Source organism: Caballeronia sp. Sq4a, assembly GCF_023170545.1.
Taxonomy (GTDB): Bacteria; Pseudomonadota; Gammaproteobacteria; order Burkholderiales; family Burkholderiaceae; genus Caballeronia.
Genome location: NZ_CP084250.1, coordinates 1,237,489 through 1,253,576 on the forward strand (window position 1 = coordinate 1,237,489; position 16,088 = coordinate 1,253,576).

Below are 16,088 nucleotides of genomic sequence, written 5' to 3' on the forward strand. Positions count from 1 at the left end.
GCGACGCGTGACGAATCAGAAGGTCTCGTTGGGTGCGAGATAACGCCACTGGCCGGGCGGCAGCGCCCCGAGTGTCACGCGTCCCATGCGGATACGTTTCAGGCCGACGACTTCCAGCCCGACTAGTTCGCACATGCGGCGAATCTGACGCTTCTTGCCTTCGCGCAGCACGAAGCGAAGCTGCTCGCCGTTTTGCCAGCTCACCTGCGCGGTCTTGAGGGGCACGCCGTCGAGTTCCAGACCGTGACGCAGCAGCGCGAGCTTTTCGGCGGGCAGGTGCTGGTCGACATCGACGGTATGCTCGCCGTAACGCACGCGCACGAGGTACTCCTTGTCCACTTCGGAGTGCCCGCCGATCAGTTGCTTCGCGATGCGGCCGTCCTGCGTCAGAACGAGCAGGCCGGTCGAGTCGATATCCAGACGGCCCGCCGGCGCGAGCGTGCGCAGATGTCCGGGCGAGAAACGAATGCCCGAGCGGTCCTCGTCCCAGTGATTCGACGGGTTGATGAGCGTGACGGCGGGCTCGTAGCCGTCTTCGGCCTGACCCGACACGTAGCCGACGGGCTTGTGCAACAGGATCGTCACCAGTTGCGACTGCGCGGATCGGGCGGCGGGCAGAATTTCGATGTTCTGATCCGGCCGGATGCGCGAACCGAGCGTGTCGATCACTTCGCCATCGACGAGCACCCAGCCCTTTTCGATCCACTCGTCGGCCTCGCGGCGGGAACACAGGCCGAGTTCGGACATGACTTTCGACAGGCGTACGAGGTTGTCGCCGTGAGCGTGGGGTTTCTTGGGGGCTCCTTCGTTGGCTGCCAAGGCCGCGCGCGGAGCGTCGCCGCGCGTTTTCGATGAGCGACGGTCGTCCGTGCGGGAATCGCGTGCTTCAGTCGGCTTGCGGGGGCCGCCATCGCTGAACGACGGGCGGGAGTCGTCGCTGCGTGGCTTGAACGGGCGGCGGTCGTCGCTGCGGGAATCACGGTCGGCGCGCGCTTCAGTCGGACGACGCGGGCCGCGATCGCCGAGGGCCGGGCGGGAATCATCGCCGCGTGGCTTGAACGGGCGGCGGTCGTCTGAACGCGAATCGCGATCGCCGCGCTCTTCGGTCGCCCGACGCGGTCCACGATCACCGAAAGTCGGGCGCGAGTCGTCGCTGCGTGGATTGAACGGGCGCCGGTCGTCGCTGCTGGAACGTCGTTCGCCGTGTCCTTCCGCTGTGCGACGCGGTCCACGATCACCGAAAGTCGGGCGCGAGTCGTCGCCGCGTGGCTTGAAAGGACGCCGCTCGTCGGAACGCGAATCGCGATCGCCGCGTCCTTCAGTCGCCCGACGCGGACCGCGATCGCCGAATGCGGCCCGCGAATCATCGCCGCGCGGCTTAAAAGCACGCCGCTCGTCGGAACGCGATTCGCGGTCACCGCGTCCTTCAGTCGCCCGACGCGGACCACGATCGCCGAACGCAGCCCGCGAATCATCGCCGCGCGGCCTAAAAGCACGCCGCTCGTCGGAACGCGAATCGCGGTCGCCGCGTACTTCAGTGGCTCGACGCGGACCACGATCGCCGAAAGCCGGGCGCGAATCCTCGCCGCGTGGCTTGAACGGGCGGCGGTCGTCGCTGCGCGAATCGCGGTCACCGCGTCCTTCAGTCGCCCGACGCGGACCACGATCGCCGAACGCAGCCCGCGAATCATCGCCACGCGGCTTAAAAGCACGCCGCTCGTCGGAACGCGATTCGCGGTCACCGCGTCCTTCAGCCGCCCGACGCGGACCACGATCGCCGAACGCACCCCGCGAATCATCGCCACGCGCTTTGAAAGCACGCCGCTCGTCGGAACGCGTATCGCGATCCCCAGCCGCATCACGCGACTTGAAAGGCCTCCGCTCGCCCGACGCATCCGACCGCCCGGTCGAACCCGCCCGCGCCTCCGCCGGCTTCCCGCGCTTGACCAGCGCCTTCTCAGGCGCGGCATCGCGCGCAGGCTTGCGCCCAGTGATCGATCCGGAACGGATCGGCGATCGCGTCGCCGACGTGGGACGCGGATGTTTGGCTGTCAGTTTGACGCGCATAAAGTCTCAGGCTGCGATCGCGCGCAGCAGTTCGGTTTCGACCTGGATCTGCGTGCGGTTCGACGACAGGCCTCGGCCATCGAGCAGGAACACGTCCTCGACGCGTTCGCCGAGCGTGTTGATGCGCGCCGCCTGCACGCCGATCCGGTGTTGCGCGAGCACGCGCGCGATCGAATAAAGAAGGCCCTGCCGGTCGTTCGCCGACACAGACAGGATGTAGTACTGGCCACGCTCGTCGGGGCGCAAATCCACGCGCGGCGTGACCGGAAAAGTGCGCACGAGCCGCGAGACGCGGCCCTTCGACGGCTCCGGCAGAATGCTTTCGTCCGTCAGGCGCGCACTCAGTTGCTGCTCGACGAGATTCGCGATATCGCGATAACTGCCGTCGTGATCCGGATGCGCGACGAGGAAGTTGTCGAGCGCGTAGCCGTGGCGCGTCGTCGTGATGCGCGCATCGAGCACCGAGAGGCCGTTCTTGTCGAAGTACGCGCAGATGCCGGCGAAAAGATCCGGCCGGTCGCGCAGATAGACGAGCACCTGCAGCGCCGCGCCGATCGGCGAGGGACGGGCGCGCACGATCGGCGCGTCGCTCTCCACGTGCCGGTACAGCACGCGCGTCTGCCAGGCGATGTCCGCCGGATCGTGTCGCAGGAAATAGCCGACATCGAGCTGACCCCACAGCCGCTTTTCCGCGTGCTCGGGCACCGTTTCCAGGCGCAGAAGCGCAAGCGCGGCTTCTTTGCGCGACTTGAGTTCGGAATGCGTGTCGGGCCGCGCGCCGCCGAGCACGGCGAGCGTCGCACGGTACAGGTCTTCGAGCAGCTTGCCTTTCCAGTTGTTCCAGACCTTCGGGCTCGTGCCGCGAATGTCCGCCACGGTCAGCAGATAGAGGGCGGTCAGGCGGCGCTCCGTCTTCACCACCGACGCGAATTGCTTGATGACTTCCGGATCGCTCGTGTCCTGCTTCTGCGCGACATGGCTCATCGTCAGATGCTGCTGCACCAGCCACACGACGAGTTCCGTGTCGTCGGCGCTCATCTCGTGCTCGCGGCAAAAGCGGCGGGCGTCCGCCATGCCGAGCGTCGAATGATCGCCGCCGCGGCCCTTCGCGATATCGTGAAACAGCGCCGCGACGTAAAGCACCCACGGCCGCTCGAAGTTGCCCATCAGCTGACTGCAGAACGGGTATTCGTGCGCGTGCTCCGCAATGGCGAAGCGGCGCAGATTGCGCAGCACCATCAGGATGTGCTGATCGACCGTGTAGACGTGATAGAGGTCGTGCTGCATCTGCCCGACGATGCGCCGGAAGTTCAGCAGGTAGCGCCCGAGCACGCTCGTCTGGTTCATGAGCCGCAGCGCATGCGTGATGCCTTCGGGCTGCTTCAGGATCTCCATGAAAAGACGCCGGTTCTCCGGGTCGCGCCGCCAGTTGCGGTCCATGATTTCGCGCGCGTTGTAGATCGCGCGCAACGTCCGCGCGGACAGGCCCTTCACGCCGCGCGTCTGCTCGTAGAGCAGGAAGGCTTCGAGAATGGCGTGCGGTTCGCGTTCGAACACGTCGTCGCTGGCGATTTCGAGCATGCCTTGCTTCTCGACGAAACGCTCGGACAGCACGCGCGTGACGCCCGACGTCGACGGGAAAAGCTGCGCTTCGACGTTCTGGATCAGGATAGTGGCGAGCTGCGTGACGGCTTTGGCCGCCCAGTAATAGCGGCGCATCAGCTGTTCGCTCGCGCGCTTGGCGGCAGTCGCCTTGAAGCCGAAGCTCTCGGCGAGCGGCGTCTGCAAATCGAACACGAGAATGTCTTGCCGGCGCTTTGCGATCACATGCAGGCGGGCGCGCAGCGTCTTCAAAAAGGCTTCATTGCGGCGCAGTTCGCGCGCCTCGCGCTCCGTGATCAGTTCGCGCGCATCCAGTTCGCGCCAGCTCGACCCGAACCCCGCCGCCCGCGTGATCCAGAGAATCAGTTGCAGGTCGCGCAGCCCGCCCGGGCTTTCCTTGATGTTCGGCTCCAGGCTGTACGGCGTGTCCTGGAACTTGGCGTGACGCTGCCGCATCTCCAGCACCTTCGCCTGAAAGAAGGCGCGCGGATCGAGCGTTTCGCGATAGCGCTCCGTGAAGCGACTGAAGAGCGCCGCGTCGCCGCAAAGGCGCCGCGCTTCGAGCAGCGACGTCAGCACGGTCACGTCGTTCGCGGCTTCCGCGATGCATTGCTCGACGGAGCGCACGCTGCTGCCAATATCGAGGCCGAGATCCCAGGCCATGCCGATAAACCGCTCGACGCGTTCGTTGAGATCGGCCTCCTCGGCCTGCGGCACGGCGTCCGGCAGCAACACGAGAATGTCGACGTCGGAGTAGGGCGCAAGCTCGCCGCGCCCGTAACCGCCGACCGCGACGAGCGTGGCGTTCGCGGGCATCTCGGAGGCGGACCAGGCGCCTTTGAGCGCGTCGTCGGTGGCGCGGCCGAGCGCCTGCATCAACGAGTCGACATTCGATGCCGTCTTGAAGCGTTCGATGAGTGCCGCCTTCGCCGCCTTGTAGGCGGCGCGCAGCGTTTCGCAAGGCGAGGCGACGACGGCAGTGACGCTCATGGGACGGATCAGCGAGAGATGAATGGAACGGCGGACGAGGGAACCGGAAGGCGGCTCTCGCGCGGCGCGCGCAGCGCGTTGGCGCGGCACTCAGGCCGTCGCCGCGATCAGTTGCGACGGCGCCTGCGTGCCGGCGGACACCGTCAGCACTTCGTAGCCCGTCGGCGTGACAAGCACGGTGTGCTCCCATTGCGCCGAGAGACTGCGGTCGCGCGTCTTGACGGTCCACTGGTCGGGCATCGTGCGGATGTCGCGCCGGCCGGCGTTGATCATCGGCTCGACGGTGAAGATCATGCCCGGCTGCAACTCGATGCCCGTGCCCGGCCGCCCGTAATGCAGCACTTGCGGCTCCTCGTGGAACACCGTGCCGATGCCGTGGCCGCAGTATTCGCGCACGACGCTGTAGCCCTGCGCTTCGGCGTGCTTCTGAATGGCGTGGCCGATGTCGCCCAGATGCGCGCCGGGGCGCACCTGATCGATGCCGAGCCACATGCAGTCGAAGGTCGTCTGCACGAGGCGTTTCGCGAGAATCGAGCCTTCGCCGACGATGAACATGCGGCTCGTGTCGCCGAAATAGCCGTCCTTGATCACCGTGATGTCGATGTTCAGCGCGTCGCCGTTCTTCAGCACCTTCTCGCCGGGAATGCCGTGGCAGATCACGTCGTTCACGGAAATGCAGGTGGCCTTCGGATACGGCGGATAGCCGGGCGGCTGATAGTTGAGCGGCGCGGGAACCGTGCCCTGTTCCTTCACCATGTATTCGTGGCAGAGGCGGTCGAGTTCTTCGGTGGTCACGCCGGGCACGATATGCGGCGTGATGAAATCGAGCACTTCGCTGGCGAGCCGGCAGGCGACGCGCATGTGCGCGATATCGTGTTCGTTTTTCAGCGTAATGGACATGACGGGCTCTGAATGCGCGGTTTTGCAGGGAGGCGGGCGTGAGCCGCGAAGCCGGCATTATCGCACCTTAGGAAAGGCCTCGCAGGGCGATTCTGCGGCGCGCGGGGCGCCGGCGCCGCTTTGCGCGCCGGTTTTCGCGGGCATCGGGCGGCTTGAGCGGTGTAATCGTCACATGCTATACTCATGGGCTAAGTCTTAGTCCACTTTCTTAGCTCACCCGGAGTGGAAGACTTAGAGCGCTCGCGGTTCATAAGAAAGGAATGGCGGCGCTTTTTCGAAACTCAAGCCGGCGCACCCAGGGTGTCCGGCGTCTGGTCAGCGAGATGTCGCTCAAACCGGGCGCAGGATGCGGCAGCCGGCTTAAGACCCAACCCTCGCGGAGAATTTCATGGCAGTCACGATGCGTCAAATGCTGGAAGCCGGTGTCCACTTCGGTCACCAAACGCGCTTCTGGAACCCCAAGATGGCCCCGTACATCTTCGGTCATCGCAACAAGATTCACATCATCAACCTCGAAAAGACGCTGCCGCTCTACAACGACGCGCTGAAGTACGTGCGCCAGTTGGCAGCGAATCGCGGCACGATCCTTTTCGTCGGCACGAAGCGCCAGTCGCGCGACACCATCGCGCAGGAAGCTCAGCGCGCGGGCATGCCTTTCGTCAACGCCCGCTGGCTCGGCGGCATGCTGACGAACTTCAAGACGCTGAAAGTGTCCATCAAGCGCCTGAAGGACATGGAAGCAGCGGTCGAGTCGGGTGAAACCGAGCGCATGAGCAAGAAGGAAGCGCTTCTGTTCGAACGCGAAATCGCCAAGCTGCAAAAGTCGATCGGCGGCGTGAAGGACATGGGCGGTATTCCGGACGCGATCTTCGTGATCGACGTCGGTTACCACAAGATCGCCGTCACCGAAGCGAAGAAGCTCGGCATTCCGGTCATCGCCGTGGTCGACACGAACCACTCGCCGGAAGGCATCGACTACGTGATCCCGGGTAACGACGACGCGTCGAAGGCCGTGGCCCTGTACGCCGAAGGCGTCGCGGACGCGATCCTCGAAGGCCGCGCGAACGCCGTGAACGACGTCGTTCAGGCTGTGCGCAACGGCGAAGGCGACGAGTTCGTCGAGGTCAACGCAGAGGCGTAATCGAGCCCTGTGGCCGACAAAAAAGGGGGCTTTGCGAAAGGCCCCTTTTTTTTAGTCGGCGCGATGGTTGAACCAATCTTTGCCGTGGGCGCAGACGCCGGCGGCACGTATCAAACAGACTCAAGGAGCGAATGATGGCGGCAATTACCGCAAGCATGGTGGCAGAACTGCGCGCGAAGACCGATGCGCCGATGATGGAATGCAAGAAGGCGCTGACCGAAGCCGATGGCGACATGGCGCGCGCGGAGGAGCTGCTGCGCGTGAAGCTCGGCAACAAGGCGAGCAAGGCGGCATCGCGCGTGACGGCCGAAGGCATCGTCGTGGCGCACGTCGAAGGCGGCGTGGGCGCGCTCGTCGAGCTGAACTGCGAAACCGACTTCGTCGCGAAGAACGACGACTTCATGACGTTCGGCAAGGGCATCGCGGCGCTGGTCGCGAAGAGCAACCCGGCTGACGTGGCCGCGCTGTCGGCACTGCCGTACGAAAGCAACACGGTGGACGCGGTGCGTCTCGCGCTCGTCGGCAAGATCGGCGAGAACCTGTCGATCCGCCGCTTCGTGCGCTTCGAAACCACGAACAAGCTGGCGTCGTACCTGCACGGCACGCGCATCGGCGTGCTGGTCGAGTTCACGGGCGCCGACGAGCAGGTCGGCAAAGACGTGGCCATGCACGTCGCCGCGATGAAGCCGGTGTCGCTGTCGTCGGACGAAGTGCCGGCGGACCTGATCGCCAAGGAGCGCAGCATCGCCGAGCAGAAGGCCGCCGAGTCGGGCAAGCCGGCTGAGATCGTCGCGAAGATGGTCGACGGCAGCATCCAGAAGTATCTGAAGGAAGTGTCGCTGCTGAACCAGCCGTTCGTGAAGAACGACAAGCAGACCATCGAGCAGATGCTGAAGGCAGCCAACGCGTCGGTGCAGAAGTTCGCGCTGTTCGTCGTGGGCGAGGGCATCGAGAAGCGCCAGGACGACTTCGCAGCCGAAGTGGCGGCGCAAGTCGCGGCGGCCAAGCAGTCGTAAGCGGTATTCGCGGCGCCTGCGCGCAAATGGCGCGGCGCCGCATCGAAGCGAACACCCGCGGCGGATCGCAGCACGCGTCTGCCGCAAGATTCAAGGCGTTCCGGTTCGCATCATGTGGCGGGCGCGGTAGGTTCGGGTTAACCCGTGCATGCCGCGCCCGTCAGTCCGATCCGGGCCGCTTGCGGTAACTATTGTTTCACCCCTACAGTTCTACGTTGTTGCAACCCTCCTCGGCGCGATCGGAACCTCATATGCCCACAGCCTACAAACGCGTACTCCTCAAACTCTCCGGCGAAGCCCTCATGGGCGACGATGCATTCGGCATCAATCGCGCAACAATCGAAAGGATGGTGGCGGACGTCGCTGAAGTGGTGCGGATGGGCACGCAACTGGCCGTCGTGATCGGCGGCGGCAACATCTTTCGCGGCGTCGCGGGCGGCGCGGCCGGCATGGACCGTGCGACGGCCGACTACATGGGCATGCTCGCCACGATGATGAACGCGCTCGCGCTGCAGGACGCCATGCGCCACGCGGGCATCGAGGCGCGCGTGCAGTCGGCGCTGCGCATGGATCAGGTGGTCGAGCCGTATATCCGCCCGCGCGCCATTCGACAGCTCGAAGAAGGCAAGGTCGTGATTTTCGCGGCCGGCACGGGCAATCCGTTCTTCACGACGGATACGGCTGCCGCGCTGCGCGGCTCGGAAGTCGGCGCCGAGGTGGTGTTGAAGGCGACGAAGGTCGATGGCGTATACTCCGCCGACCCGAAGAAGGACCCGAGCGCGACGCGCTACAGCACGATCAGCTTCGACGAGGCGATCGGCCGCAATCTGCAAGTGATGGACGCCACGGCTTTCGCCCTGTGCCGCGACCAGAAGCTGCCGATCCGCGTGTTTTCGATCACCAAGGCCGGCGCGCTCAAGCGCATCGTGCAAGGCGACGACGAAGGGACGCTCGTCCACGTGTAAACTCTCGCGTAATCGGGCGCCGCGCGCACCCCGGCGTGAACCGCGCCGGGCGAGGGCGAAGCGGGCGCCCGCATCGCCAGTAAACCCAGGTTTTGGAGGTTCAAATGAGTGTGGCTGACATCAAAAAGGGCGTCGATCAGAAGATGCAGCGATCGATCGAAGCATTCAAGGCCGATCTCGCCAAGATCCGCACGGGCCGCGCGCACACCGGCCTGCTGGATCACATCCAGGTTGATTACTACGGCTCCAACGTGCCCATCTCGCAAGTGGCGAACATGACGCTCGTCGACGCCCGCACGATCGGCGTGCAGCCGTGGGAAAAGAAGATGGTCGCCGTCGTCGAAAAGGCGATCCGTGAATCGGATCTCGGCCTGAATCCGGCCACGCAAGGCGATCTGATCCGCGTGCCGATGCCCGCGCTCACCGAAGAGCGCCGCCGCGAACTCACGAAGGTCGTGAAGAGCGAAGGTGAAACGGCGAAGATCGCGGTGCGCAACCTGCGCCGCGACGCGAACGAGCAACTGAAGAAGCTCGTGAAAGACAAGGAAATCTCGGAAGACGACGAGCGCCGCGCAAGTGACGACGTTCAGAAGCTCACCGACAAATTCGTGGCGGAAATCGACAAGCTCGTTCAGACGAAAGAAGCCGAAATCATGACGGTGTGAGGCCCTAGCCGGTCCTGCCAGCCTCGGGTGACGAAAAACCCAGGCTGGCTTTTCATTTCCCGTCGATTACAAGATTCAGCGGCCATGACCTATACCAGCTCTACCGTTCGCGTGCCCGATGTCGCGGCTGTCCCGCGCCACGTCGCGATCATCATGGACGGCAACGGCCGTTGGGCGACCGAGCGGCGCCTGCCGCGTGTCGCCGGTCATACGCGCGGCGTCGATGCGGTCCGCGCGACCGTCGAAAGCTGCGCCAAGCGCGGCGTCGAATTCGTCACGCTGTTCGCGTTCAGTTCCGAAAACTGGCGTCGTCCGACGGAAGAAGTGTCGTTCCTCATGCGCCTGTTCGTGACCGCGCTGGAACGCGAAATCGGCAAGCTGCACGCCAACGGCATTCGCCTGCGCGTCGTCGGCGACATCTCCATGTTCGACGATCGTATCCGCGCGCTGATTCAGCGCGCCGAAACCAAGACCGCGCGCAACACGCGCCTCACGCTGACCATCGCGGCCAATTACGGCGGGCGCTGGGACATCATGCAGGCGACCAAGAAGCTCATCGCGCAATCGCTCGAACAGGGCACGCCCGCCCGCGTGGACGACGAGTCCTTCGCCGAGCATCTCGCCATGGCTTACGCGCCCGAGCCGGACCTCTTCATCCGCACGGGCGGCGAGCAGCGCATCAGCAATTTCCTGCTGTGGCAGCTTGCGTACACCGAGTTCTATTTCACCGACACTTACTGGCCCGACTTCGACGCCGACGCGCTCGACCGCGCGATCGCGTCATACGGCGGCCGTGAGCGCCGTTTCGGGCGCACCAGCGCGCAACTCGCGTCCCAATCGCAGAAGGCCGACACCCTTTCATGCTAAAGACCCGTGTCATCACGGCAATCGTGCTGCTGGCGGTTCTGGTGCCGGTCACGCTGTTCGCGCCGATCGGCGCATTCGGCGCGCTGATCGGTTTCGTCGTCGTGTTCGCCGCGTGGGAGTGGGGACGCCTGCTGAAGCTCAACGGCGCAGGGCCCGTGGCGTACGCGCTGGTCGCAGGGCTCGCGCTCATTTTCAGCACGTACCTCGGCGTCGCGCCGAAGGCGCTCTTCCAGATGGCGGCGATTTTCTGGGTGCTCGCGGGACCGTATGCGCTCTTGCGCAAGCCGGTTCTGGCAGGCGGCGCGTGGCGCGCGTTTCTGCTTTTCGCCGGAATCATCGTGTTCGTCGCGTGCTGGCATGCGGTCGTCGCGGCGCGCACCGTCGGCGTCGCGTTCGTGCTATCGCTTCTCCTAGTCGTCTGGCTGGCTGACATAGGCGCATACTTCGCCGGAAAAGCATTGGGCCGCCACAAGCTCGCGCCGTCCATCAGCCCGGGCAAGACGTGGGAAGGCGCCATCGGCGGCTGGGCGGCCGTCATGGTGATCGGCTCGCTGGCGGCGGCCACCGGCGTCTATGCGCCGACCGTGTTCTCCGCTTTCGTCGGACATCTCGGCTGGGCGCGCGCGCTCGTCGCGCTCACCGTGCTGGTGGCGTTCAGCGTGGTCGGCGATTTGTTCGAATCGCTCCTGAAACGCCAGGCCGGCGTCAAGGACTCAAGCGCTCTGCTGCCGGGCCACGGCGGCGTGCTCGACCGCATCGATGCATTGTTGCCGGTATTGCCGATCGCATTGCTCATGCTCGGATAGATCGGCCAGAGAAGATTTCATGCAAAAACGTCTTACATTGCTCGGCTCCACGGGCTCGATCGGCGACAGCACGCTCGACGTCGTGGAGCGGCACCCGGACCGGTTCTCGGTCTACGCGCTCACCGCTCACCGTAACGGCGACAAACTCGTCGCGCAGTGCCTGCGTTTCCAGCCCGAAGTGGCGGTCGTGGGCGATGCCGAAACCGCCGCGCGCGTCGCCGCGGCGTTGCGCGCCGCCGGCAGCAAGACCGAAGTGACGTACGGCCCGGACGCGCTCGTCGACGTGGCCCGCGCCGCGCAGTGCGACACCGTGGTCGCGGCGATCGTCGGCGCGGCGGGCCTCGCGCCGACGCTGGCCGCCGCGCGCGCCGGCAAGCGCATTCTGCTCGCGAACAAGGAAGCCCTGGTCATGTCCGGCCAGATCTTCATGGACGCCGTGCGCGACAACGGCGCCGTGCTCTTGCCCGTCGACAGCGAGCACAACGCCGTGTTCCAGTGCCTGCCGCCCTGCGCGGACAACGAGGCGCGCCTGCACGGCGGCGTGTCGAAGATCATTCTCACGGCTTCCGGCGGTCCGTTCCGTACGCGCGAGCCTTCGACGCTCGTCGACGTCACGCCCGACGAAGCCTGCAAGCATCCGAACTGGGCGATGGGCCGCAAGATTTCCGTCGATTCCGCGACGATGATGAACAAGGGCCTCGAAGTCATCGAGGCGCACTGGCTCTTCGATCTGCCGGGCTCGCGCATCGAAGTGCTGATTCACCCGCAAAGCGTGATTCACTCGATGGTGTCGTACGCCGACGGCTCGGTGCTCGCGCAACTCGGCAATCCGGACATGCGCACGCCGATCGCGCACGCGCTGGCGTTCCCGGATCGCGTCGAGTCGGGCGTCGCGCCGCTGGACCTCGCGCAGATCGCGTCGCTGACTTTCGAGAAGCCCGACTTCGCTCGCTTTCCGTGTCTCGCGCTCGCCATCGACGCGCTCGAAGCCGGCGGCATCGCGAGCGCGGCGTTGAACGCGGCGAACGAGATCGCGGTCGAAGCGTTCCTCGCGCGGCGCATCGGCTTCATGTCGATCGGCGGCGTGGTGGAGCGGGTGCTGAGCGCCTTGCCGAACACGAGCGCCGCATCGCTCGACGACGTGCTCGCCGCCGATGCCAGCGCGCGCCGTCTCGCGTCCCGTTTCGTCGCAGAGCTCACTGCGAGCGCGCCAGGCGCGGAACCCATCGCCCATTGAGGCCGTCATGAACTTCCTGACCGAAATCGTCGCCTTCGTCGTCGCGATTGGCGTGCTCGTCGTCGTCCACGAATTCGGTCACTACAGCGTCGCGCGACTGTGCGGCGTCAAGGTGTTGCGGTTCTCGGTCGGCTTCGGCAAGCCGCTCGTGCGCTGGGTCAGCAAGAAGACCGGCGTCGAGTGGACGATCGCGGCGCTGCCGCTCGGCGGCTACGTGAAGATGCTCGACGAGCGCGAGACGGAAGACAGCATCCCGTCCGAGGATCTGCCGCGCGCGTTCAACCGGCAGCCGGTCATCAAGCGCATCGCGATCGTCGCCGCCGGGCCGGTCGCCAACTTCCTGCTGGCCATTGCGCTCTTTTCCGCCGTGTTCGCGGGCGGCGTGACCGAACCGCAGGCCATCGTGTCGACGCCCGCACCGGCGACGGCCGCCGCACGCGCGGGCTTCGAGGGCGGCGAGAAGATCGTGTCGATGCGCGATGCCCAAGGCGGCCAGACCGAGCCGATCCGCTCGTGGTCCGACCTGCGCTGGAAGCTGCTCGACGCGTCGTTCGATCACCGGCGCGTCGTGCTGATGGCGAAGACGCACGACGGCACGTTCGACTTTCCGGTGAACGTCGCGGGCATCACGGACGCGGATGCCGAACAGGATTTCATGGACAAGCTCGGCTTCACGCCGGGCGGCGGCACGCTGACGGTCGCGGGCGTCGAGCCGGGCAGCGCGGCGCAGAAGAGCGGTCTGGTTTCCGGCGACCGGCTGCGCGCGATCGACGGCCGTCCCGTCGACAACGCGACGAGCTTCATCGACTACGTGAAGGCGCACGGCGGCAAGCCCGTGACGCTGCAAATCGAGCGCGGCGCGGGCAGCGATGCGAAGCGCGCCTCCGTCCAGATCGTGCCCGATGTGAAGCGCGATGCGGCGACGGGCAAGGACATCGGTCGCATCGGCGCGGCGCTCGCGAACCAGTTGCCGACCGTCGACGTGCGTTACGGTCCGCTCGAAAGCCTGCGTCTCGGCGTCAATCGGACCTGGGACATCAGCGTGTATTCGCTGCGCATGTTCGGCCGCATGATCGTCGGGCAGGCGTCGCTGAAAAACCTGTCCGGCCCGGTCACCATCGCGGATTACGCGGGCAAGAGCGCGCGGCTCGGTCTGACCGCGTTCGTGTCTTTCCTGGCGCTCGTCAGCATCAGCCTGGGTGTGTTGAACTTGTTACCGATTCCGGTTCTGGACGGTGGGCATCTGTTATATTATTTGGTTGAAGCCGTTACCGGCAAAGCCGTGTCCGATCGCTGGCAGCTGGTTCTGCAGCGGGCGGGGCTGGTCTGCATCGTCGCTCTGTCGGTGATCGCGCTCTTCAACGACCTGACTCGCCTGATCCGTTTCTGATCCACTTTGATAATGTCTGGCGGCGCTCCTCACGCGACCGCCGGAACGAATGCAGCTTTAAATACTGGGGAAGCACGTTGTTCAAACCTCATCGCTTTGTTCCTAAGTCGGCTGTGGCCGCGGCGCTCGCCGCAACGGGCATGGCGGCACACGCCACCACGCCGTTCGTCGTGCAGGATATCCGGATCGAAGGTCTTCAACGCATCGAGCCGGGCTCCGTATTCGCTTATCTGCCGATCAAGCAAGGCGACACGTTCACCGACGACAAGGCCTCCGAAGCGATTCGCGCGCTGTATGCAACCGGCTTCTTCAACGACGTACAAATCGCAACCGAAGGCAACGTGGTGGTCGTGCAGGTGCAGGAGCGGCCGGCCATTTCGAACATCGAATTCAGCGGTCTCCACGAGTTCGACAAGGACACCATCACCAAGGCGCTGCGCTCGGTCGGTCTGTCGCAGGGCCGTTCTTACGACAAGTCGCTGCTCGACAAGGCCGAGCAGGAACTGAAGCGCCAATACCTGACGCGCGGCTACTACGCGGCCGAAGTGACCACCACGGTGACGCCGGTGGACCGCAACCGCGTGTCGATCCTCTTCTCGGTGGCCGAAGGCCCGAGCGCGAAGATTCGCCAGATCAACTTCGTCGGCAATAAGGCGGTCAGCAGCGGCACGTTGCTGAGCGAAATGCAGCTGTCCACGCCGAACTGGTTCTCGTGGTATACGAAGAGCGACCTGTACGCGAAGGAAAAGCTGACGGGCGACCTCGAGAACGTGCGTTCGTACTACCTGAATCACGGCTACCTCGAGTTCAGCATCGACTCCACGCAGGTGTCGATCTCGCCCGACAAGAAGGACATGTACCTGACCATCGCGGTGCATGAGGGCGAGCCGTACAAGGTCGCGAGCGTCAAGCTCGCCGGCAATCTGCTCGACCGCGAAGCCGAGCTGAACAAGCTCATTACCGTCAAGCCGGGCCAGCTCTTCTCGGCGGAGAAGCTGCAGGCGACGACCAAGGCGATCGTCGACAAGCTCGGCCAGTACGGCTACGCGTTCGCGCAAGTCAATGCGCAGCCGGAAATCGATCAGGCGCATCACACGGTCGCGCTCACGCTGCAAGTCGATCCGAGCCGCCGCGTCTATGTGCGCCGGGTGAATATCGTCGGCAACACGCGCACGCGCGACGAAGTGGTGCGCCGCGAAATGCGCCAGCTCGAAAGCTCGTGGTTCGATTCGAGCCGTCTCGCGCTGTCGAAGGACCGCGTGAATCGTCTCGGCTATTTCACCGACGTTGACGTCACCACGACGCCGGTGGAAGGCACGAACGACCAGGTGGATGTCGACGTCAAGGTGGCCGAAAAGCCGACCGGCGCGATCACGCTGGGCGCGGGCTTCTCGTCGACGGACAAGGTGGTGCTGTCGGCGGGCGTGTCGCAGGACAACGTGTTCGGCTCGGGCACGAGCCTTTCCGTCAACGTGAACACGGCTAAGACGTATCGCACGCTCACGGTCACGCAGGTCGATCCGTACTTCACCATCGACGGCATCAAGCGCATCACGGACGCGTACTACCGCACGTATCAGCCGCTGTACTACTCGACGGATTCGAGCTTCAAGATCGTGACGATGGGCGCGGACACGAAGTTCGGCATTCCGTTCTCGGAGCAGGATACGGTGTTCTTCGGCGTCGGCGCAGAGCAGAACACGATGGACGTGGACGCATCCACGCCGCAGTCGTACAAGAACTACGTCGCCGAGTTCGGCCGCGTGGTCAACAATTTCCCGCTCACGGTCGGCTGGTCGCGCGACAATCGCGACAGCGCGCTCGTGCCGAGCCGCGGCTACTACATCCAGTCGAACGCGGAATACGGCACGCCGCTCGGCAACACCACGTACGCGAAGTTCGACGCGCAGTTCCAGTACTACTACTCGTTCGCTCGCGGCTTCGTGCTCGGCTTCAACCTGCAAGGCGGTTACGGCAAGGGTCTCGACGGCCAGACGTTCCCGATCTTCAAGAACTACTACGCGGGCGGTATCGGTTCGGTGCGCGGCTACTCGCCGAGCTCGCTGGGCCCGCGCGACGCCACCACGAACGATCCGATCGGCGGCTCGCGCATGGCGGTCGGCAATATCGAGCTGACCTTCCCGCTGCCGGGAACGGGTTACGACCGCACGCTGCGCGTGTTCACGTTCCTCGACGCAGGTAACGTCTGGGGCGATCCGGGTCAGGGCGGCACGACGAGCGGCGCGAACGGCCTGCGTTACGGCTACGGCGTGGGTCTCGCGTGGATTTCGCCGATCGGCCCGCTCAAGCTGAGCCTCGGCTTCCCGCTGCAGAAACACACGGGCGACCAATACCAGAAGTTCCAGTTCCAGATCGGTACGGCCTTCTAAGAGACGGCCCGACGTGAACGAACGGACACTTCATCCAAATCGACGTGACGTG

General features: G+C 65.0%; 13 protein-coding genes. 9 read left to right on the plus strand and 4 right to left on the minus strand.

The features are described from left to right. Nucleotides 1–15: 15 nt before the first annotated feature. The 4 genes from LDZ24_RS28105 to map form a co-directional block, all read right to left on the minus strand. On the minus strand, nt 16–747 hold the full coding sequence (locus LDZ24_RS28105) for an rRNA pseudouridine synthase (RefSeq protein ID WP_347879149.1): 732 nt from the start codon (nt 745–747) through the stop codon (nt 16–18). After that, a complete protein-coding gene (locus LDZ24_RS28110) occupies nt 666–1,859 on the minus strand; it encodes a hypothetical protein (RefSeq protein ID WP_371747397.1) in 1,194 nt (397 codons plus the stop codon). The genes LDZ24_RS28105 and LDZ24_RS28110 overlap by 82 nt, the downstream gene beginning before the upstream one ends. Before the next feature lie 214 nt (nt 1,860–2,073). Further along, nucleotides 2,074–4,659, minus strand: coding sequence for a [protein-PII] uridylyltransferase (locus LDZ24_RS05875; RefSeq protein WP_248322100.1), 2,586 nt, complete (start codon nt 4,657–4,659; stop codon nt 2,074–2,076). Between the two features lie 90 nt (nt 4,660–4,749). Next, the gene (map, locus tag LDZ24_RS05880; protein WP_175940132.1) at nt 4,750–5,559 is read right to left on the minus strand and encodes a type I methionyl aminopeptidase; all 810 of its coding nucleotides are present in this window, start codon (nt 5,557–5,559) and stop codon (nt 4,750–4,752) included. A 388-nt stretch (nt 5,560–5,947) separates the two neighbouring features. On the opposite strand from map, the gene rpsB reads away from it, so the two are divergent. The 9 genes from rpsB (at nt 5,948) to bamA (ending at nt 16,036) form a co-directional block, all read left to right on the plus strand. Then, nucleotides 5,948–6,700: a 30S ribosomal protein S2 gene (rpsB, locus tag LDZ24_RS05885; protein ID WP_087043768.1), complete on the plus strand. Its 753-nt coding sequence runs from the start codon at nt 5,948–5,950 to the stop codon at nt 6,698–6,700. Nucleotides 6,701–6,834: 134 nt separating this feature from the next. Then, nucleotides 6,835–7,716, plus strand: coding sequence for a translation elongation factor Ts (gene tsf / locus LDZ24_RS05890; protein ID WP_175940133.1), 882 nt, complete (start codon nt 6,835–6,837; stop codon nt 7,714–7,716). A 251-nt stretch (nt 7,717–7,967) separates the two neighbouring features. Beyond that, entirely contained in the window at nt 7,968–8,681 is a 714-nt protein-coding gene (gene pyrH / locus LDZ24_RS05895) for a UMP kinase (protein WP_159835987.1), read from the plus strand. Nucleotides 8,682–8,785: 104 nt separating this feature from the next. After that, complete coding sequence (frr, locus tag LDZ24_RS05900; RefSeq protein ID WP_159835988.1) at nt 8,786–9,346, plus strand: ribosome recycling factor; 561 nt, start codon at nt 8,786–8,788, stop codon at nt 9,344–9,346. Between the two features lie 84 nt (nt 9,347–9,430). Further along, nucleotides 9,431–10,213, plus strand: a complete 783-nt coding sequence (gene uppS, locus LDZ24_RS05905; protein ID WP_175940134.1) for a polyprenyl diphosphate synthase — start codon at nt 9,431–9,433, stop codon at nt 10,211–10,213. Then, a complete protein-coding gene (locus tag LDZ24_RS05910) occupies nt 10,207–11,019 on the plus strand; it encodes a phosphatidate cytidylyltransferase (protein ID WP_248322101.1) in 813 nt (270 codons plus the stop codon). The genes uppS and LDZ24_RS05910 overlap by 7 nt, the downstream gene beginning before the upstream one ends. Before the next feature lie 19 nt (nt 11,020–11,038). Next, nucleotides 11,039–12,256, plus strand: a complete 1,218-nt coding sequence (locus LDZ24_RS05915) for a 1-deoxy-D-xylulose-5-phosphate reductoisomerase (RefSeq protein WP_248322102.1) — start codon at nt 11,039–11,041, stop codon at nt 12,254–12,256. A gap of 7 nt (nt 12,257–12,263) precedes the next feature. Further along, nucleotides 12,264–13,646: an RIP metalloprotease RseP gene (rseP, locus tag LDZ24_RS05920; protein ID WP_248322103.1), complete on the plus strand. Its 1,383-nt coding sequence runs from the start codon at nt 12,264–12,266 to the stop codon at nt 13,644–13,646. Nucleotides 13,647–13,723: 77 nt separating this feature from the next. Next, nucleotides 13,724–16,036, plus strand: coding sequence for an outer membrane protein assembly factor BamA (gene bamA / locus LDZ24_RS05925; protein ID WP_248322104.1), 2,313 nt, complete (start codon nt 13,724–13,726; stop codon nt 16,034–16,036). The last annotated feature ends 52 nt before the right edge of the window (nt 16,037–16,088 follow it).